We start from the raw sequence: 19,039 nt of genomic DNA, 5'->3' as shown, positions 1-19,039 counted from the left end.
TAGATTGGACAATCTTCCAAATTCATGAGACTATAAGGTCAGGAGGTTGTTCAAGTGGAACGTCGGAAATTTACCCTAGAGTTCAAGCGCCAGGTCGTCGAACAGGCCATCGCTGCCGGAAATAATTCTGTCGTTGCTCGGAAGTATGATATCCGGCCGAATATTGTCAGCCGATGGGTTCGTCAGTACAAAGCCGGCCAACCCATGCAAGGCAGTAGCCCAAAGGGAAACGCCACCCACGTTACTCAGCAGGAACACGCCCGACTCGTTGCAGAGAACCGTGAGTTAGACAAACAGAATACCCATCTAAAGCAACTTCTGGGCGAAAAAGACCTTGAAATTGCTATATTACGTGACCTATTAAAAAAAGCCAACCCTCACTTGCAGATAAAGTAGCCATTGCGCACAAGTGGATCACAGCCGGGTACAACGCTACTCTCGTGCTGCGCATAGTGGGGGTTTCCCGATCCACCTATTATTATCAATTAACAAATGAACCAAAACCGCATACCACTTCAGGTGGACGTCCGTTTCCTGGTCATTCACTGACTATGGGCGGCCGCAAGGTAAGTGATGAACAGATTAAGGAATGGATTATGGAGTCTATTTCCGGTGATGGTTACGCCTACGGGTACCGTAAGCTCACTCATATGCTTCGACAAGATCATGAGCTGGTGGTGAACGAGAAAAAGGTATACCGCCTGTGTAAGGAACTGGATATTCTGCGGCCACAACGGAACCTCCGTCGGAAACACCCGCGGAATTTGGCCCAGAACCGCACTATCACAGCGCCAAACCAGCTCTGGGAGGTCGATGTGAAGTACGGGTACATTGCAGGAGAAGACCGGTTTTTCTTTGTGCTGTCGTACATTGACGTCTATGACAGGCAGATTGTGGGCTATCATATTGGTCTAACCTGTGAAGCCAGACATGCCGTTGAAACTTTTCGAGCAGCATTATGGAAACGTCAGATTCTTCAAAGGAATTTACCATTACCCATCATCCGTTCGGATAATGGACCCCAGTTTGTAAGTCATCTGTTTGAATCGGAGTGTGAGCGATGGAATGTCCTACACGAGAGAATACCGCCCAAGACACCGAATATGAACGCATATATCGAATCGTACCATCGGCTTCTTGAGGATGAATGCTTGTCGATGGGCGAGTTTGGGACCTATGCGGAGGCATATCAGGCGGTCGTAGAATTCGTTAGCCGTTACAACAACCGCCGGTTGCACTCCAGTTTGCACTACCTGTCGCCGGCCAAGTTTTACCGTCGTCATATCGAGACAGGATTGCAGCCCAGACATCCCGTGAGGGTGTGACGTAAATTGGTGCGTATTCGAAAGCCTTTGCCCCTTTAAAACTTGAAGAAAAATTGCGAGAGAGCTTAATGTCGGGTGCATATGTCCAATCTGCGGGGGTTAATCCGCGAGGTGCGGCAAGAGCTCAAAATTATCCCGGCCCAGGTGAAAGTGGTCAAACATGTGCGCTACGTCTATTCCTGCCGCCGCTGCGAGAAAGAAGAGATAAGTACCCCCGTTGTCACGGCACCGATGCCGGCGCCTGTACTTCCCGGAAGCCCCTTATCTCCCTCCCTCCTGGCCTATATCATGACCCAGAAATACGGGGTAGGCTTACCCCTCTACCGCCAGGAGCAACAGTTTAAAGGTTTGGGTATAGACCTTTCCCGGCAGACAATGGCCAACTGGGTACTTCATGGAGCTAACACCTACTTAACCCTTATTTACGACCGTCTCCATGAACACCTGCTTACAAGAGACATCCTCCATGCCGACGAGACCACCTTACAGGTGCTGCAGGAACCCGGGCGGGAAGCCACCACCAAATCATATCTCTGGCTTTACCGTACCGGGCGGGAAGGACCGTCAATTGTCCTTTATGATTACCAGACCACCCGGGCGGGCAAACACCCCTGCCGGTTTCTCAAAGGTTTTAAGGGCTACTTACACGTTGACGGCTATGACGGCTACAATGGACTTACCAATGTCACCCTGGTGGGTTGCTGGGCCCATGCCCGGCGCAAGTTCGACGAAGCTCTAAAGGCTCTACCGGAAGATAAACGTAACAAACCGGTAGCCGCCCGGGAGGGGCTGGAGTTCTGTAATCGCCTTTTTGCCATAGAGCACGAACTTAAAGACAAAACTCCGGAAGAACGCCATCATCTCCGCCAGGTGCGCAGTAAACCCGTCCTGGACGAATTTTTAACATGGCTTAAGAAGCAGAAAGCGCAGGTGCTGCCTAAAAGTGCCTTTGGGCGGGCGGTTTACTATTGTCTGGACCAATGGGATAAACTCGTCGCCTTTTTACAGGACGGGCGTCTGGAACTCGACAACAACCGCAGCGAACGCTCCATCAAGCCCTTTGTCATCGGCCGCAAGAACTGGTTGTTTGCCAACACCCCGCGGGGTGCTAAAGCCAGTGCCATTACCTACAGCATTATAGAAACGGCCAAGGAAAACGGGTTAAATCCATTCCACTACCTCATTTACCTCTTTGAAAGACTTCCCAACATGGACATTAAGGACAAAGATGCCCTGGATGAACTCCTACCGTGGTCGAAAACCCTGCCTCATGTCTGCCGGATGGATAATTAAGCTTGTTTGCCCCCACTTAGGCAAGGTGGGGGTTATTTATTCTTCGGCAAAAGGTGGGTTGTATTTGACGCTTACGCATAAACGGCCTCCGCCCCGCACTCCGGGTGGGTCCCCTCCATTTATACCTCGGCCCGGCCCAGCACTAAATTTCCTTGAGTGCTGGGTCGCCATTGCCTCACGGCCGGGCGGCAAATTTTACAGTTAAGGCCGGAAGCAAAGGACTGAAGGCTTGGATGGGAGAATGGATGGTAAAAGGCAGGGGTTTATAAGATCAGGGGAGTATAGCAGGTAACGTTGAGGTAATGTTGATAAACTGGTAGACCTGGGGTAAAATGGTGATGAGAGAGGTTGCACTTAATGCTCCTGGCCTGGGAGGGAACAATTATGGATGAAAAATTAGTACAGTCTATGGTGAAACGTATACAGGAGAAATTTAATCCCGAAAAGATAATAGTTTTCGGCTCCTGGGCGAGGGGAGAAACTGGACCTGACAGCGACGTAGATATTCTGGTCGTTATGGACTGCGCCCGGGAACAAAAACGGCAGATGCAAGTGGCAATTCGTAAAGAACTACGGGATTTTAAAGTGCCTAAAGATATTATAGTTGCCAATCCTGCTGATATTAGCAGGCATAAAGACTCGTGGTGGACCGTTTATCATCCAGCCCTTAAAGAAGGGGTGGTGCTGTATGAACAATGAGGAAAGGAAACAGGAAGCCCTTAGATGGTTGAAAAGGGCCAAGGGAGACTTACGGGTAGCAAGGCTAACATTAGGGGATGAGGAAGGGCCTGAATATGGTTTGGCCTGCTACCTGGCGCAACAGTGCGCTGAAAAGAGCCTGAAAGCAATTCTTATCAGCATGGGGATAAAGTTTTCATATAAACATGACCTGGAGTATCTTGTCGAAATTTTACCGGCTGAAAATAAGGCTGCCTTTTCCGAAATGGAACTTGAATGGCTAAGTAACTGGGTTACTGAAGGACGTTACCCTGGCGACTGGCCTGAAGCAACTCAAGAAGATGCAAAAAAGGCCATTGAAATGGCGGAAGCCATTTACAACAACATTTCCGAGAATTTGAGAGATGAATAAAGTACCGGTGCGCCGGTGCTTTGTCATTGAAATAACACATAAAGCCATCAGTGCCGGCAAAAGTAGACTGAGCGATGGAAAATTTTTTAAGCTTTCCTATCGTGGGAACCTCGGGACGTTACGCCTGTGGAGCTAACCCGTTGGGGTTACGATGAAGCGGGAGTTACTACCGAAACCCCTCCCTAACCACGGATGTGTTTGGGAGGGATAGTTCACGGAAGGGAAATCTGATGCGTGATAAAACATTAGATTACTATCTTAACCTCAACTATGAGGTATCCCTTCGCCGCCTTAAAGAGGAGGAGGGCGGCGGATGGCTGGCCAGCATACCCCTTTTGCCAGGTTGTATGTCGGACGGGGAAACTCCGGCTGAGGCCCTGGCTAATCTGGAGGATGCCAAAAGGGGTTGGATAGAAACCGCTTTGGCGTTACAACGAGATATTCCCGAACCGGATAACAATGAAAAATATAGCGGTAAGTTTACTGTACGCCTTCCTAAATCCCTCCACAGGGCTATTGCCGCCAAGGCGCAAGAAGATGGTGTTAGCCTTAATCAAATGGCTATTTATCTCCTTTCTTTGGGGCTAGGTAAATCGGCAAGAAGAAGGCGGGCAAAATAAAGGCCAAAATACAGGCGGCTTTTCTATAAAAAAATATAAGAAATTCACTTCTGGTAACATAAAATATTCCCCTAACTAAACATATATACTTCAATAAGGTAAAAATTAAGGGTGACAATTTAGCTCGCTTATATTAAACTAAATGAAAAAGGTTAAGGAGGCCAGGGCAATGAATGCTTTAAAAAAAAGAAGCATTTATGTCGTGGCTATAACAATTATTTTAGGGTTAGTAATTCTAATAACGCGTTATCCTCATTGGTTCCTGGAAAATGGAACACTATTACTAGGGTGGATACTTTTTCTTTTTAATTGGCTTTATTATCATGTGGATCAAATTTACTGGTTAGTCCAAAAAGGCAAATATACTATTATAAATCCAGATACAACTTGGGATTTATCAATAAGATATAGTGTGAAAAAAATAGATCCTATTACTATATCTACGCTACAAAAGCATATTACAAAAGCTGCTATCCTAGATAGAGCAATTATTAGAACATTAAGCTTAAACCGGTTTGAAGTTAAAGCTGATGAACTTAATATTGAAATTTATTTTGACATGGATAATTCAACTATAGAAGTTCTTTTTAGTAAAATTCCTGTTTCGTTTCGGGGGTCCCAAAGAACAATTGAAGAGCGGATATTACCTATTATAGAAAACCTTGAAAATGACTTGGCTGTTATTACCAAAAAATACTGGCTAACTGTTTATTTTGGGGAACTGAATCCATATTTTGGATTATATATGAGGCGCTTACATCAAAAAAACATTTCTGAGATGCATGTTAAAATAAATGATAATAATAAAGGAACACTGGAATTATCCAAACAAAAGTTAACCATCATGACAGAAACTCTTAATACGCTTAATGAGAAGGCCCGTAAATACCTTACTCTATCTGAGATGCCTGTGTAGGAGCAATAAAGGTTTCATAAACATGTGTTACTAGCGATATTTCGTCTTCTTCAAACTCTAAGTTTTTAGATATAATGATTGCCCCTTCTTTTGTTATACCTACTCGAATTTCTGGACCTCCTGGGGGCCATGAAGTATTGATATAGAGAACACTTATTTGACCGCTGCTGGCGGCCTTTTTAAATTCTTCACTTTTGTCTACATGGTTTCCGAAGTAACCTGCACTATGGACATATTGTTGCTTTAATTCACAAAACCATGCTCCAGTTATAGGTGGAAGAAGTGAGGCCATATCTGCATAGTTAATTTGAATGGGTGGCCAATACTTATCGAAACCAGTATCAGAAAGGAAACCATGTACAACATGCTTTTTGGCGCATATATAAAGTAATGAATGTTTATGGATGTGGTAAAAAGGAAAGTCGTGAGGTTCATAGTAAAAATTAAATGTTTGCCCGTTGGCCCGTCCAAATTTCATTACTTTTAATTCGTAGTGAGCCTTATATTTATCTACTCCATCCATAAATGAGGGTTTAATAAGTTCATAGCTAGCGTTTGAAGCTTCATCACTTCCGGGAATAACTTCTTGAACAGGCAAATAAAAGGTTTCTTCTGGCCGGTATTTTTTTATTATCCTAATAGCAAAGCTTTTTGGCAACTAATGACACCTGCCTTTAACTCAACTTTATCCTTATTTATGGGCCAAAAGAAGTGGCATAAATCTGGTTTTATCCTCGAAGGGGTACTTCATGCCCACCTCTAATCTCGCTCTACTCGAATGGCTCAAATCTTAGACAGAAACAGAATGAGGTAACACCTGTTTGCCGTTTCATCCGCCGCACGCATAACTATAAAAAATTTAGGCATCTCCCCTCGCTGGACCTCAATCCTTACCGACAAATAAATACATATGCACCCTGGAGCCCACCAGCCGGCCGGCGGACTTGCCGTTAAAAATATCGGCACTGGGTAACATACCTACTTACAGTGGTTATAAGAAAGGCAAGGGCGGCGGCAAAAAAACCTCTCCAATTAAAACGGTAAATCTTCTTCGCTAATTTGTAAGTCATCTTCTTCGGTTTTTGCTCTTATTGCCAGCAAGTTGCCCTCCTGATCAAACTCCGTCACTACTTCCCGCGAAAGAAGTTCCTCCAGCATTATGTATAAAGTAGCATCATCGCAAGGCTTTAGGATACCTGCCTTAAAAAGTGTTGTTTCGTTTCCACAGTATTCGCAGTAGCGGGCATCGGCGACATTGTGGGCATGGCACTCGATACAATCATTATATAGGTATAGCCCGCACATTTTACAGTAAGATGCACCTTCCGAGAAATCCGTATTGCCGCATCTAGGGCAAATAGTGAATCGCATATTTTCGTCAAGGTTAATTCTCAATACGTCTTTTTGCATGGTATAAACCTGCCCTTTCTCTTCGGCTACTGCTACCGTAGCTATGGCCATCGCAAGTTCCTTTTTGGCGCGTTGCTGTTCACAAAATAGCTGTTCAATTTTGGCTTTGGGATAGATATGTAGTTCATCTAATCGATTTATTACAGCTTGCCAGGATACTTTGAAGATATTCTTTAACCGAGCTATTTCGCTAATAGTTAATGGAAATCTTACGGCTTGACGAAATTTATCTTCAGGCATCAAATATTCCGAAGTAAATATATTGGCCTCCCGGTTTAATATCCAGTGTTCAAAAGGCAGCAGGTTGTCAACATCGAATTCTTCATGATGCTTGAGCACAATATGTGCCGTTTCATGGCCATAAGTCCAATTATCGCGACCTTCAGGAAGATCGCGATTGACATATACCTCGTACTTCCCATTTCCCAAGGAGCGGGTAAATCCTTCCTCATGAATAAAGTCAGGGTCTTGGGAAGAGCTAAAAATCTTTAACACTGCGACACGCTTTAAAACCCGCCTGGCGTCAATGCCATTGTATTCTACTAACCCTAGTTGTTGCCGGAAAAATCTGGCGGCTGCTATCGCCCGTGCCTTCCTAACCCTTCTTGGTCTTTTCTTACCCATCAAATATCATCCGTATCCTCTATTGCTGCTTTAATGATTCTGGCAATGCGCCGGCGTTCTTCAGGTGTTGGTTTCTTCCCGCAGCGTCGCAGCACGTCTGTTACTTCGGGCCAATCTTCTTCTATAGTAGAACGATGCTGGCCAGGGTTAGGGTCGTCTGTCCTACCTAAGAGGTAATCCACGCTGACGTTAAAAAAGTCGGCAAGGAGTTGAAGGGTGGTAGGATCAGGAACAGCCCTATTAATTTCCCAGTTAGCTAAGGTGGCTCTATTTACATGGATGATAGAAGCCAATTCATCTTGGGTTAAATCCTTTTTCTTTCTTAATTGTTTAATCTTATCACCTAATGTGCTCATAAGCCACACCTCTAATTGCATAATAAATCTTTTTGTGTAACCACACAACTTATGTGCAAAACTTAAACTTTTTTTCAAAAAAGCTATTGACTTGTGCAGATGATACACTATAATAATGTGTAGAAGGCACACAGAAACAGGTGATGAAAATATGAGAGTGGAGCTTTTGAAAGCCAGAAAGGCAAAAGGATTAACCCAAGAAAAAGTAGCCCTCGCAGTTGGAATAGACCGAACAGTATATACGCGTATTGAACGGGGGGTTCGAATACCCACTGTAGATGTGGCCATAAAAATAGCATCTTTGCTAGGGAAACAGGTAGAGGAAATTTTTTTACTAGAAGATGTGCATGAGACACACAATTCTAACGGCACCCTAATTCCCTCTGGTACAGAAGGGAAATAAAGAATCAAGCAACTTGAGTTTAATTGTGGTTATATTCGCTGTTTCGCGTTCCATATCCTTCCAAAGGAAAACATAATGTCATCAGGGAGAGGATTAAATTGCCGGACCCGCCCTATATGGTCGTAGTCTGCCCATCGGGAAATGTGAAAAACCCCGTGGCAGGCCGCTCCTTGTAGACCTAGAGAAGCTTAAAGATTTCCATGCCGCAGGGATGACCGATGTTGAAATAGCTGATGAATTAGGAGTTAAACGAAGTACAGTAGCTACGGCCAGAAAACGTCTGGGACTTACTGCTACCGTAGGGTTGGCGAATATGGTAGTACCACGATATGAAAGTTTTTAATAACGCCGGGGATCATCAGAGCGGCCAACGAGGTAGTCGAGGGAGACATTGAAGAAGTCGGCTAAGGTAAGTAACATATCAATACTAGGTGCTTTTGTTCCACGTTCAAGATTACCGATTGTACTCTTAAGTGAGCCGATAGAGTCGGCAACATCTTTGAGTGAAAGATTTCTGGCCTTTCGTAGCAAACGTAACCGTTGTCCAAAAATAATTTTATTAAACACCGGAAATTACTCCTTGATGGTGTTCTACAAGAACACTATAATAACTTTAGGTAGGTGTTCTATAAGAACATCACCACAAAGTGATAGATATGGTAGTAAAAATGCGTCAATTACGCATAAAACGGGGAATGTCGCTATCACATACAGCAAAACATATCGGGATAACAAAAAATGTATACGCCAATATAGAATCAGGTCGTCGTAACCCCTCCTGGGAGATGGCCCAATGCTTGGAGCAATTTTTGGGTATCCCGGTCAGTAAATTGTTGGCACGGGAAGAGGAAAAACATCATGATTTAATGATTAAATGATAATATTCTCCACGACAGGCAACAAACCTCTGGGTAATTTGCCTAAAAGCATAAAAAAATATCTAGGGAGAGGATTAAATTGCTGGAAGAGCATTATATGGGTGTAGTGTGCCCATCGGGAAATGTGAAAAACCCCGGCGGCCGACCGCGGGTGATAGACCTCGAAAAACTCAAAGAACTCCATACTAAAGGAATGACCGACGGTGAGATAGCGGCGGAAATAGGAATGGAGCGGACAACAGTGGCTAAAGCGCGTAAGCGCTTAGGCTTGCCAGCTAACAGGAAGGTAGGGGGGCATGGGAAGGTAGGAGTAGCGTACAACGAAGAAGAGGCCGCTATCATGGCCTGGCTGCAGTACCAGCAAGCCGTAAACGCCGCAGAGATGTCGGCCAGGAGGGTGCAGGTGGGCGGTGGGGACTGGCTTAAGTGGGCAGGGAGCGCATATGAACTTGACAGTAACCGTAATAAATACATATGCACACTGGAGCCGACAATCCGGCCGGCGGACCTGCCGTTAAAAATATCAGCACTTGGTAATATACCTGTAGCCACCGGGTTCAAGAAAGGCAAGGGCGGCGGCAAAAAACCTATCCTTCCATAAAATACCGGGTTATACCCGGTTTTTTGTTTTTCAGGACATGCCGGGCGAACAAGCCGTCGTGCATATTTTCATAGGGAAAGGGGGAGTGCTTATGCAAATAGGGCGGCCTGTACCCAGGATAAGAGTTATTCCCGTGGGGAATGTTTCCGATCATAGAAGGGCCTATGCCCGGGTGGTTGATATTATACGCCAGGCCTGCCCTGACAGGCAGGAAAATCAGCAAGATATGTTGAAGGAAATAAACATGAAACCTACTTTGGGGAAGAAGAAAGATGAAGGCCGTGATTTACGCTAGGGTAAGCACCCAGGACCAGGCTCTCGGTTTTTCCCTGGCCACCCAAAAAGAACTCTGCGAGAAGAAGGCCAGGGCTTTAGGGGCTTTAGAAGTCGAAGTCGTAGAAGACGCCTATACAGGTACGGAATTAAACCGCCCTAGCCTGGATTATGTGAGAAAGCTCGTAGCTGCCGGAAAAGTGGACCTGGTAGTTGTCTATGACCCCGACAGGCTTTCCCGCAACCTTACAGATTTGCTCATCCTTTGCCGGGAATTTGATAAGGCAGGGGTAAGGTTGGAGTTTGTTAACTTTGACTGGCAAAAGACGCCCCAGGGTATGCTCTTCTTGCAGATGCGGGGGGCCTTTGCCGAATTCGAGCACGCGCTCATCAAGGAGCGTACCCAGAGGGGCAAGGCTAAAAAAGCGGCCAGCGGCAAGATCCGCTGCTACGCCAAGCCTTTTGGTTATGACTGGGACGCCGAGGGGGATACCCTGGTAATTAATCCCCAGGAAGCCGCAATCGTCAAGCAAATGTTTGAGTGGCTAACGGACCCCCTGGAACCCTTAACTCCCTGGCAGATTACCCAGAAGCTGGGCCAGGTGTACCCCCAAGGTCCCAGGGGCAAGGGGTGGGTCCACTCTTCGGTGGTACGGATGCTGAAAAATCCCGTATATACCGGCCGGTTGAGGCGCAAGGATGAGCAACCTGATTGGAAACCGGTCCTTGTGCCGGCCATAATTGACCAGGAAACCTTTATGAGAGCCCAGGAGATGCTTGCCAGGTCCAAGCGTTTTAACCCTAAAACTACCAGGAGAAGATTCTTACTACAGCGCCTGCTGGTATGCGGGGAGTGCGGGAGGAGGCTTACGGTCGTTACCCATAACAATCCCCAGAGGGCGAAATATAGCTATTATACCTGCCCCGGACGTTACCCAACCAAGTTTGACGACCAAGGCCGGGTAGGCAGGTGCGGGCTCCCACCCTGGCGGACGGAAGAAATAGATAAGACAGTATGGGATACTATAGCTTCTATAATTAAGAACCCGGAGCTTTTTTACCAGTATATTACCAGCGAGAAGCTTGAAACAGCCAGCATACCCCGGAGGCGCCTGGAGGAAGCGCGGAAGAGGCTAGAGCAAGTGCAACGGGTGATCGAGCGAATTGACCGGGCTTATTTTATCCTGGAGGCGTTGCCCGAAGAAGACTACAAGCGTTACCGGGCGGAACAAGAAGGAGAGCTAGTAAGAATAGAAGAAGATATCAAGAGGCTCGAAGCCGTAATTAACGCCCAGGAACAGGTGCAAAAAGGTGTAGAATTCCTGCGCCAGTACGCTGAAAACCTGGCAAGGTCGGTGGATGAACTAAACTTTTTTCAAAAGCAGAATATCACCCGTGAGCTGGTGCAGAGGGTAAAAATATATGCTGATGGCAGCCTGGAGATAGAAGGGTATTTTAACCTCCCCTTTACCGGGCCGGGCAAAAATCTCCCGGATCATTGCGAAGAACTTACAATATTAACCCCTCAGAAACACTTAAAGGAACCACTTCCCAGTAGTGTTTTAACTTGCACACATCGAGAAAAAGGCCATTCAGAAACTCCTTAAGGAACTATCTGCCGAAGGGTGTAAGTAAGGTTTATCGGCAGAAATCCCGTGAAAATGGTAAGCTGGTATGGTATAATTTTACCGCTCCCCTTTAGGCGAGCGGTAATTATAGGCGGTAATATCCTAAAGCTACCCAGCACTACCGCTGTTTGCCTTTTGCTGGGTGCATGGAAGACGCTGGTGGTTTAGTTGGCACGAGTACAGCTGCGGCGGGGTGAAGAGGGACGCCTTCAAAGGGGCCATCCCTGGGTTTACCGGACGGAGATTGCGTCCATCCATGGTACTTACACACCTGGAGACATAGTTGCTGTAGAGGACTACCGCGGCAGGTTTATTGGCCGGGGGTATATCAACCCGGCCTCCATGATTACTGTCCGCATCTTAACTAACGACCGTGATGAAAAAATCGATAAAGTTTTCTGGCGGCGGCGTCTAACAGCAGCCGTGGATTACCGCCGCAGGGTTTTGGCCGGTGCAGGAACGGACGCCTATCGTGTTGTCTTTGGGGAAGCGGACTTTCTGCCCGGGTTAATTGTCGACAAATTTGGCCCCTACCTGGTAGTCCAGACCCTGGCGTTAGGAATTGATCGCTTTAAAGAAACTTTAGTAGAAATCCTGGATGAGTTACTCCAGCCCGAGGGTATCTATGAGCGCAACGATGCGCCGGTGCGGGAACTGGAGGGCCTGGAGTTACGGTCAGGTTTCCTGAAAGGGCCCTTTGACCCGCAGGTGATTATCCAAGAAAACGGCTTAAAATTTTATGTAGATCTGGCCGCGGGACAGAAGACGGGTTACTTCCTGGACCAGAGGGAAAACCGGGCCGCCCTGCAGTCGCTTGTCAAAGGAGCGCGGGTGCTGGATTGTTTCTGCCATACCGGCGGGTTCAGCGTCCATGCCGCCCATTATGGCGCCCGGGAAGTCCTGGGCCTGGATATCTCCCCAGAAGCCATAGCTATGGCGCGGCGCAATGCCGTCCTTAATGGTTTTGGTAACCTATGTTCTTTTGAGGAAGCCAATGTTTTTGATGCCCTGCGGGAATTTGAACGCCGTAAAGAAAGGTTTGATGTAGTAATCCTGGATCCCCCGGCATTTGTTAAGGCCAGGAAGGCCCTGGAAGGGGCCATCCGCGGCTATAAAGAGATAAATTTGCGGGCGATGAAGCTTTTATCCCCGGGCGGCTTTCTGGTGACTTGCTCCTGTTCCTACCACATGCCCGAGGATCTCTTTTTAGAAGTTATCCAGAGCGCAGCCATGGATGCCCGGCGCCGCCTGCGCCTGCTGGCCAGGCGTGGCCAGGCCCTTGATCACCCGGTGCTTTTAGGTTACGACGAGTCGCGCTACCTCAAATGCCTGCTATTGGAGATAATTTGATTTAAACTAATACCGCTGCCGGCGAAAATCGAATAAAGTTTCTCCCGGCAGTTTATTTGTGGTATAATAACCTGTAAGTGCCTAACCTAAGGAGTGAAACATGCTCAAACTGCTGCAACCTGACCTCTACGTACGCTCCCTGCGGGATATACCCCTAGCAGCTTTAAAGGCCCGGGGCATCCGCGGCTTGATTATTGACCTGGATAATACGGTGACCGAATGGGGACGGGCAACCCTGGACCGGGAAGTTTATCAGTGGTTTATGGATTTAAAGAAGCAAGGCTTACGAGCATGTCTGGTTTCCAACAATCGGGATGAGAGGGTTAAAAAGATAGCCTCCCACCTTGGTATTCCCGGAATTTCCCGGGCCGGTAAACCCCGGCGGCGGGCCTTTTACCAGGCCATGGCCGTCATGGAAACGGCAGTTGGTAATACTGCCGTCATCGGCGACCAGGTTTTTACCGATGTGCTGGGGGGAAACCGCCTGGGGCTGTTTACGATCCTGGTGATGCCCATAAATAAGCGCGAGTTCTTTGGCACCAGGCTGATGCGCCAGTTAGAAAAATTGATAACTAAACACCTTGTGATCAGCGATTTAAAGGACTTATAAAAACTAGTTTTAAATATCCCGATTATTAAAAGAAATAGCGGGGCAGGCCATGTTACAGGTAAAAGCTTCAACGCGTCTGGTGGCCCTTCTGGGTTATCCTGTAGAACATTCTTTATCGCCTTTAATGCAGAACGCCGCCTTTACCAACGCCGGATTGGACTTGGTGTACCTGGCCTTTGCCGTTACTCCTGCCGACCTGCCGGCTGCCCTGGCCGGGCTTAAAGCCATGGGGTTCCTGGGCGCCAATGTTACGGTACCCCATAAAGAAGCAGTTATTAAATACCTGGATGCAGTTGACCCCACAGCGGCCCGGATTGGAGCCGTGAATACTATAGTCAATGAAGGCGGGCGCCTCACCGGCTACAATACTGACGCCAGCGGCTTTCTGCGCTCCCTCCAGGAGGCCGGTTTTGACCCGGCCGGCAAGAAAGCAGTCATCCTCGGGGCCGGGGGAGCGGCCAGGGCGGTGGCCTTTGCCCTGGCGGGGGCCGGTTGCGCTACGCTGACCATTGCCAACCGCACCGTGGAGCGGGCCGGGCACCTGGCAGCCGCTCTGACCGGTTTGGGGGTTCCCGTTAGGGCTTGTACCCTGCAAGAAGAAGAGCTGCGCCCTAGGCTAGAAGGGGCCGACCTGGTGGTAAATGCCACCAGTGCCGGCATGGCCCCCATGGTGGGAGCCGTACCCCTGCCGGCCGCCTGGCTCAACGCCGGGCAATGGGTCTACGATCTGGTCTATAACCCCCTGGAAACGAAGCTTTTGCGGGAAGCCCGGCAGCGGGGTTGCCATGTTGTATCCGGCTTGGGGATGCTCCTGTACCAGGGGACGGCGGCTTTCACCCTGTGGACGGGAAAGCCGGCACCGGCAGAAATTATGGGACAAGCATTGCGGAAAGCCCTCCAAGCTTCTCAGGTTGCTAAGTAGGCCTTATATCTTGATAACAGGCGAAGCCGGAGGGTAGGCAGCCTGCAGCTAATCCGCGGGCTGGACGGCAAGGAAATAGAATTCTGGGATATTTAGGAGAGGTAGGAGATATATTGCTGCGTTATCTTACCGCGGGGGAATCCCACGGGCGGGGTTTAAGTGTAATAATAGAAGGGCTGCCGGCCGGGGTACCCCTGACGGCTGCGGAGATAAACACGTGGCTGGCCCGCCGCCAGGGCGGTTACGGCCGCGGCGGGCGCATGGCCATTGAACGGGACCGGGCGGAAATCCTGGCCGGAGTGAGGGGCGGCTATACCCTTGGCAGCCCGGTAGCTATATTTATCGCCAACCGAGACTGGGCCAACTGGCAGGAAATTATGGCTCCGGGACCGGAGGCCCGGGCCGAACGCGTCGTCACCCGGCCGCGTCCGGGGCATGCCGACCTGGCGGGGGGCTTAAAGTACCACCAGGCGGACCTGCGCAATATCCTGGAACGGGCCAGTGCCCGGGAAACGGCTGCCAGGGTGGCGGCCGGGGCTGCGGCTGCTGCGTTGCTCAAAGAACTGGGGATTGAACTGGCGGCCCATGTGGTCCGGATCGGACCGGTTGCAGTCAAAGGGGCGGTAGAATTGAGTGCCGCCCGGCAGGCATGGGAGTCGCCCGTCTACTGTGCCGACCCGGAAGCGAGCCGGGCCATGGTAGCCGCTATTGAAGAAGCCCGGCAAAAGGGGGATACCCTGGGAGGGGTGGTGGAAGTCCTGGCAACCGGGGTTCCCGCCGGGCTGGGCAGCCATGTTCACTGGGACCGGCGCCTAGACGGCCGCCTGGCCCAGGCTTTAATGAGCATCCCGGCCATCAAAGGGGTAGAAATCGGAGCCGGTTTTGAGCTTGCAAGTATTCCGGGAAGCCAGGCCCACGATGCCATCGCCTACCGCGAAGGGCGCGGCTTTTACCATCCCACCAACCGCGCCGGCGGCCTGGAAGGCGGCATGACCAATGGCGAAAATCTTGTCCTGCGGGCAGCCATGAAGCCTATCCCCACCCTGATGCAACCCCTGCCCAGTGTTGATTTCCTAACCAAGAAACCTGTCACGGCGGCAGTTGAACGTTCTGACGTCTGTGCCGTCCCGGCGGCAGCAGTGGTGGCCTGGGCGGCGGTGGCCTGGGTCTTGGCCGGGGCCGTGCTGGAAAAATTCGGGGGCGATTATTTGCCGGAAATCCAAGGGCGAATGGCCGCTTACCGGCAGTATTTAATGGAAGGCCCGGGGAGAGAAAGCAAAGGACGGCCGAACCCATGGCAAGGAAAGGGGGAAGGCTGACACCATGCCGTGTAATATTGTTTTGATCGGCTTTATGGGTAGCGGCAAAACAACAGTAGGGAAGATTCTGGCAGCCAGCCTGGGCTGGCCTTTCCTGGATACCGACACCATGATCGAAGAGGATGCCGGTTTGTCTATTAAAGCAATTTTTGCCCGCTACGGAGAGCAATATTTCCGGGAACTGGAGCAGGCGGCAGTTGCCCGGGCAGCCGCATCCCGGCGGGTGGTTATCGCCACCGGCGGGGGGGCCGTCCTTTCCGGAGTCAATGTCCAGCGCCTGCGGGAAGGCAACAAAGTCGTCTGGCTCCAGGTAGGGCTGGAAACGGCCCTGCAGCGGGCCGGAGTGACCGGGGACCGCCCCCTCCTCCAGGGCCGGCGCCAGGAAGAGGTGGCAGAACTCATCAAGCACCGCGAGCCCTATTATGCCTTTGCCGACGTTTATGTTGAGACAGATGGCAAAAACGCAGCCGCCGTGGCCGGAGAAATAAAGGAGGCTTTAAAATTATGGCTGGCGAACTTAAAGTAGACCTGGGTGAACGTAGTTATAAAATTATATGTGGCTCCGGGCTGTTAAAGCAAACCGGATCCCTGCTTAAAAACCTGGACCTGGCCGCTCCCTGCTTGGTGGTAAGCAATGCCATTGTAGCTGGCCATTACTGGCCCACCCTGGAGCAAAGCCTCAAAGCAGCCGGTTTTCAGCCGCATCTCGCCCTGGTTCCCGACGGGGAGGAGGCCAAAACCCTTAAAGTTGCGGCTGAACTATATGATGCTGCCCTGGCAGCCGGTATCGAGCGCGGGGCAGCCATCATGGCCTTGGGCGGCGGCGTGGTCGGAGATGTAGCGGGGTTTGTCGCCGCCACCTGGCTACGTGGGGTTCCTTTTATCCAGATTCCCACCACTATCCTGGCCCAGGTGGACGCCAGCGTAGGGGGTAAGGTGGCCGTCAACCATCCCCGGGGTAAGAACCTCATCGGCGCCTTTTACCAGCCGGCGGCCGTCATAGCCGACCTGGCAACCCTGGCCACCCTGCCGCCGCGGGAAGTCCGGGCCGGCCTGGCAGAAGTCATTAAGTATGGTGTGATCATGGATGCCGGCTTTTTTGCCTACCTGGAGGATCACCTGGAAGGCGCCCTGAATGGAGAAGAAGGTGTCCTGGAAACCATCGTTTTGCGCTCCTGTGCCCTGAAAGCAGAAATAGTTTCCCGGGATGAGCGGGAAAGTGGGTTGCGGGCTATTTTAAATTTTGGCCACACCATCGGTCATGCCGTAGAAGCCGTAACAGGATTTGCCGCCTACCGTCACGGTGAAGCCGTGGCCATGGGGATGGTAGCTGCCGCCCGCCTGGCCGTCCGGCGGGGAATGTTTTCGGAAGAGGAAACCAACCGCCTGGTGCGGTTGCTGCAGCGGGCGGGCCTGCCGGTTGATTTGCCGGCCGTCGAACCTGCTGCTTTCCAGGCGGCCCTGGGCCATGATAAAAAAGTCCGCCAGGGCCAGCTGCGCATGGTCCTGCCGGAACGGCTGGGCAGGGTGCAGGTTACCCCGGTTAGTTTAGAGGAGATTATGGCGGTTATTTGCTGAGGAATTTCCGGAGGTTAGCCACCCTCGCCTGCTAAAGAATGAATGTTGCGGGAGGGGAGCAAGATGGATACCCGGCGGCGGTTGGGGGATCTTTTAATTGCGGCCGGGATGATCACCCCGGCCCAGCTAGAGGAGGCCTTGCGGGAACAAAAGCGTACCGGCGAACGCCTGGGAAGGGTACTGGTGCGGCTGGGTTTCATCACCGAAGAGAGCATCCTGGAAGTCCTGGAATTTCAGCTGGGCATTCCCAAAGTCGTCTTGGCCGACTACCACCTGGACCCGGAGGTGGTGCGTCTGGTGCCGGAGGGCTTGGCGCGGCGCTACCAGGCCATTCCCATTCGCCTGGACGGTAACCGTCTCCTGGTAGCCATGGCCGACCCCTTGAACCTGCTGGCCCTGGACGACCTGCGCCTGGCTACCGGCAAGGAGATCATGCCGGCTATAGCTGCTGAAAGGGAAATTGAAGAGGCTTTGAGCAGGTTCTGGCAGAAGGAAACTGCTGCCAGCATGAGCGAGGCGGCCGCCGCTGCCCTGGAAGCTCCCGGTGCCGGCGGTACCGAAGGGGCACCGGCTGTACGGCTGGTTAACAGCTTTATCCAGCAGGCAATCCAGATGCGGGCCAGCGATATCCACATCGAACCCCAGGAGGGGGAGGTGCGCGTACGCCTGCGGGTGGATGGCCTGCTGCGGGAGTTAACCCGCCTGCCCCTGGGGGTTCTAAGCAGCCTGATCTCCAGGATCAAGATCATGGCGGGCATGGATATTGCCGAAAAGCGCCTTCCCCAGGACGGTCGATTTCAGTTTACCCTGGGTAAACGCAACGTCGACCTGCGGGTTTCCAGCCTGCCCACAGTTTACGGGGAAAAGATCGTTCTGCGCTTGCTGGACCAGGAGGCCATGCTCCTCTCCCTGGACGACCTGGGATTTTTGCCGGCCATAAAAGAACGCTTTGAGAATCTCATCCACAGTTCCTACGGCATGCTCCTCATTACCGGTCCCACTGGTAGCGGTAAGACGACGACCCTCTATGCCACCCTTAACATTTTAAGCTCGCCGGAAAAAAACATCATTACCATTGAAGACCCGGTAGAATACCTGCTGCCCGGCATCAACCAGGTGCGGGTCAATCCCAAGGCAGGCTTGACCTTTGCCTCCGGGCTGCGGTCTATCCTGCGCCAGGATCCCGATATCATTATGGTAGGAGAAATTCGCGACCGGGAAACGGCAGACATCGCCGTCCGGGCGGCGACCACCGGCCATCTGGTGTTCAGCACCCTTCATACCAATGACGCTGCCGGGGCCGTCACCCGCCTCTTAGATATGGGCGTTGAACCTTACCTGGTCAACTCTTCCCTTATCGGCGTAGTGGCCCAGCGGCTGGTACGCCGGCTCTGCCCCCACTGCCGGGAGATTTACCGGCCCGAACCGGGGTCTTTGGAAAAGACCTGGCTGCCAGCAGTAGAAGAACTCTGGCGGGGTCGGGGTTGCCAGCGCTGCAGCTTTACCGGTTATGCCGGCCGGACGGCCATCCAGGAGGTACTGGTGATGAATGAAGAACTCCGCAGCCTGGTGACCGCCAAGGCACCGGCCATGACTCTGAAAGAGGCGGCCGTAGCTGCCGGTATGGTGCCTTTAATCGAGGACGGCTTGGAAAAAGTCCGCCAGGGAATTACCACGGTAAGTGAAGTCCTGCGTGTTTCCCTGGGCGGTTTGTAAAGACCAGACTGTACTGTCCCGGGTGGCATATACTTCCATTGATCTTGAATTCATAGTCCTGCCCTTTGCAGTTAGCCCGGCACCATACGTTGTTTATTAACATTGGTAGCAGTTGGCTATTAAAAAT

Annotated in this window: 22 protein-coding genes and 1 pseudogene; 19 read left to right on the top strand and 4 right to left on the bottom strand. The window is 50.8% G+C overall.

Annotation, left to right across the window (positions count from 1 at the left end):
* Positions 1-54 precede the first annotated feature (54 nt).
* The 7 genes and pseudogenes from MHFGQ_RS08320 to MHFGQ_RS08290 all read left to right on the top strand — a co-directional run bounded on the left by MHFGQ_RS08320 (position 55) and on the right by MHFGQ_RS08290 (position 5,244).
* Entirely contained in the window at positions 55-396 is a 342-nt protein-coding gene (locus MHFGQ_RS08320; protein ID WP_011391837.1) for a transposase, read from the top strand.
* 44 nt (positions 397-440) lie between these two features.
* Complete coding sequence (locus MHFGQ_RS08315; protein ID WP_425463813.1) at positions 441-1,325, top strand: IS3 family transposase; 885 nt, start codon at positions 441-443, stop codon at positions 1,323-1,325.
* A 105-nt stretch (positions 1,326-1,430) separates the two neighbouring features.
* Positions 1,431-2,618 (top strand): annotated as a pseudogene (tnpC, locus tag MHFGQ_RS08310) (IS66 family transposase); the annotation flags it as partial.
* A gap of 384 nt (positions 2,619-3,002) precedes the next feature.
* Complete coding sequence (locus MHFGQ_RS08305; protein WP_106005557.1) at positions 3,003-3,317, top strand: nucleotidyltransferase domain-containing protein; 315 nt, start codon at positions 3,003-3,005, stop codon at positions 3,315-3,317.
* The gene (locus MHFGQ_RS08300) at positions 3,307-3,708 is read left to right on the top strand and encodes a HEPN domain-containing protein (protein ID WP_106005556.1); all 402 of its coding nucleotides are present in this window, start codon (positions 3,307-3,309) and stop codon (positions 3,706-3,708) included. Before MHFGQ_RS08305 ends, MHFGQ_RS08300 begins: the two co-directional genes overlap by 11 nt.
* Before the next feature lie 230 nt (positions 3,709-3,938).
* Positions 3,939-4,328, top strand: coding sequence for a type II toxin-antitoxin system HicB family antitoxin (locus MHFGQ_RS08295; protein ID WP_106005555.1), 390 nt, complete (start codon positions 3,939-3,941; stop codon positions 4,326-4,328).
* 169 nt (positions 4,329-4,497) lie between these two features.
* On the top strand, positions 4,498-5,244 hold the full coding sequence (locus tag MHFGQ_RS08290) for a hypothetical protein (protein ID WP_106005554.1): 747 nt from the start codon (positions 4,498-4,500) through the stop codon (positions 5,242-5,244).
* On the opposite strand, the gene MHFGQ_RS08285 is transcribed toward MHFGQ_RS08290, so the two are convergent.
* From MHFGQ_RS08285 to MHFGQ_RS08275, 3 genes are all read right to left on the bottom strand, one after another.
* The gene (locus MHFGQ_RS08285; RefSeq protein ID WP_106005553.1) at positions 5,219-5,902 is read right to left on the bottom strand and encodes a hypothetical protein; all 684 of its coding nucleotides are present in this window, start codon (positions 5,900-5,902) and stop codon (positions 5,219-5,221) included. The two genes, MHFGQ_RS08290 and MHFGQ_RS08285, sit on opposite strands and share 26 nt — an antisense overlap.
* A gap of 374 nt (positions 5,903-6,276) precedes the next feature.
* On the bottom strand, positions 6,277-7,278 hold the full coding sequence (locus MHFGQ_RS08280) for an ImmA/IrrE family metallo-endopeptidase (protein WP_106005552.1): 1,002 nt from the start codon (positions 7,276-7,278) through the stop codon (positions 6,277-6,279).
* Entirely contained in the window at positions 7,278-7,634 is a 357-nt protein-coding gene (locus MHFGQ_RS08275) for a helix-turn-helix domain-containing protein (protein ID WP_170066284.1), read from the bottom strand. Before MHFGQ_RS08275 ends, MHFGQ_RS08280 begins: the two co-directional genes overlap by 1 nt.
* 151 nt (positions 7,635-7,785) lie before the next feature.
* Between MHFGQ_RS08275 and MHFGQ_RS08270 the strand changes: the two genes are divergently transcribed.
* Complete coding sequence (locus MHFGQ_RS08270) at positions 7,786-8,037, top strand: helix-turn-helix transcriptional regulator (protein ID WP_106005550.1); 252 nt, start codon at positions 7,786-7,788, stop codon at positions 8,035-8,037.
* Positions 8,038-8,376: 339 nt separating this feature from the next.
* Here MHFGQ_RS08270 and MHFGQ_RS08265 read toward each other — a convergent pair whose 3' ends face one another.
* Positions 8,377-8,604: a helix-turn-helix domain-containing protein gene (locus MHFGQ_RS08265; RefSeq protein ID WP_106005549.1), complete on the bottom strand. Its 228-nt coding sequence runs from the start codon at positions 8,602-8,604 to the stop codon at positions 8,377-8,379.
* Between the two features lie 89 nt (positions 8,605-8,693).
* Here MHFGQ_RS08265 and MHFGQ_RS13980 point away from each other — a divergent pair, with 89 nt between their 5' ends.
* The 11 genes from MHFGQ_RS13980 to MHFGQ_RS08215 all read left to right on the top strand — a co-directional run bounded on the left by MHFGQ_RS13980 (position 8,694) and on the right by MHFGQ_RS08215 (position 18,912).
* A complete protein-coding gene (locus MHFGQ_RS13980; protein WP_146127144.1) occupies positions 8,694-8,915 on the top strand; it encodes a helix-turn-helix domain-containing protein in 222 nt (73 codons plus the stop codon).
* A gap of 79 nt (positions 8,916-8,994) precedes the next feature.
* Complete coding sequence (locus MHFGQ_RS08260; protein WP_170066283.1) at positions 8,995-9,516, top strand: hypothetical protein; 522 nt, start codon at positions 8,995-8,997, stop codon at positions 9,514-9,516.
* Between the two features lie 91 nt (positions 9,517-9,607).
* Positions 9,608-9,811 carry a hypothetical protein gene (locus MHFGQ_RS08255; protein ID WP_170066282.1) on the top strand — a complete coding sequence of 68 codons (204 nt, stop codon included), beginning with the start codon at positions 9,608-9,610 and terminating at the stop codon, positions 9,809-9,811.
* Positions 9,789-11,396, top strand: coding sequence for a recombinase family protein (locus MHFGQ_RS08250; protein WP_343105498.1), 1,608 nt, complete (start codon positions 9,789-9,791; stop codon positions 11,394-11,396). Before MHFGQ_RS08255 ends, MHFGQ_RS08250 begins: the two co-directional genes overlap by 23 nt.
* Positions 11,397-11,585: 189 nt before the next feature.
* Positions 11,586-12,767 (top strand): class I SAM-dependent rRNA methyltransferase, encoded by a 1,182-nt coding sequence (locus MHFGQ_RS08245; protein ID WP_106006115.1) that lies wholly within the window; start codon positions 11,586-11,588, stop codon positions 12,765-12,767.
* Between the two features lie 100 nt (positions 12,768-12,867).
* Positions 12,868-13,377 (top strand): YqeG family HAD IIIA-type phosphatase, encoded by a 510-nt coding sequence (locus tag MHFGQ_RS08240; protein WP_106006114.1) that lies wholly within the window; start codon positions 12,868-12,870, stop codon positions 13,375-13,377.
* Between the two features lie 49 nt (positions 13,378-13,426).
* A complete protein-coding gene (locus MHFGQ_RS08235) occupies positions 13,427-14,299 on the top strand; it encodes a shikimate dehydrogenase (RefSeq protein ID WP_106006113.1) in 873 nt (290 codons plus the stop codon).
* Between the two features lie 113 nt (positions 14,300-14,412).
* On the top strand, positions 14,413-15,618 hold the full coding sequence (gene aroC / locus MHFGQ_RS08230; RefSeq protein ID WP_106006112.1) for a chorismate synthase: 1,206 nt from the start codon (positions 14,413-14,415) through the stop codon (positions 15,616-15,618).
* A gap of 4 nt (positions 15,619-15,622) precedes the next feature.
* Positions 15,623-16,144, top strand: coding sequence for a shikimate kinase (locus MHFGQ_RS08225; protein ID WP_106006111.1), 522 nt, complete (start codon positions 15,623-15,625; stop codon positions 16,142-16,144).
* Positions 16,123-17,196, top strand: coding sequence for a 3-dehydroquinate synthase (gene aroB / locus MHFGQ_RS08220; RefSeq protein ID WP_106006110.1), 1,074 nt, complete (start codon positions 16,123-16,125; stop codon positions 17,194-17,196). Before MHFGQ_RS08225 ends, aroB begins: the two co-directional genes overlap by 22 nt.
* A 63-nt stretch (positions 17,197-17,259) precedes the next feature.
* A complete protein-coding gene (locus MHFGQ_RS08215) occupies positions 17,260-18,912 on the top strand; it encodes a GspE/PulE family protein (protein ID WP_106006109.1) in 1,653 nt (550 codons plus the stop codon).
* Positions 18,913-19,039 lie beyond the last annotated feature (127 nt).

It is taken from the genome of Moorella humiferrea (assembly GCF_039233145.1).
GTDB classification, from domain to species: Bacteria; Bacillota; DSM-521; order Neomoorellales; family Neomoorellaceae; genus Neomoorella; species Neomoorella humiferrea.
This window is presented reverse-complemented; position numbering and strand designations above follow the sequence as displayed.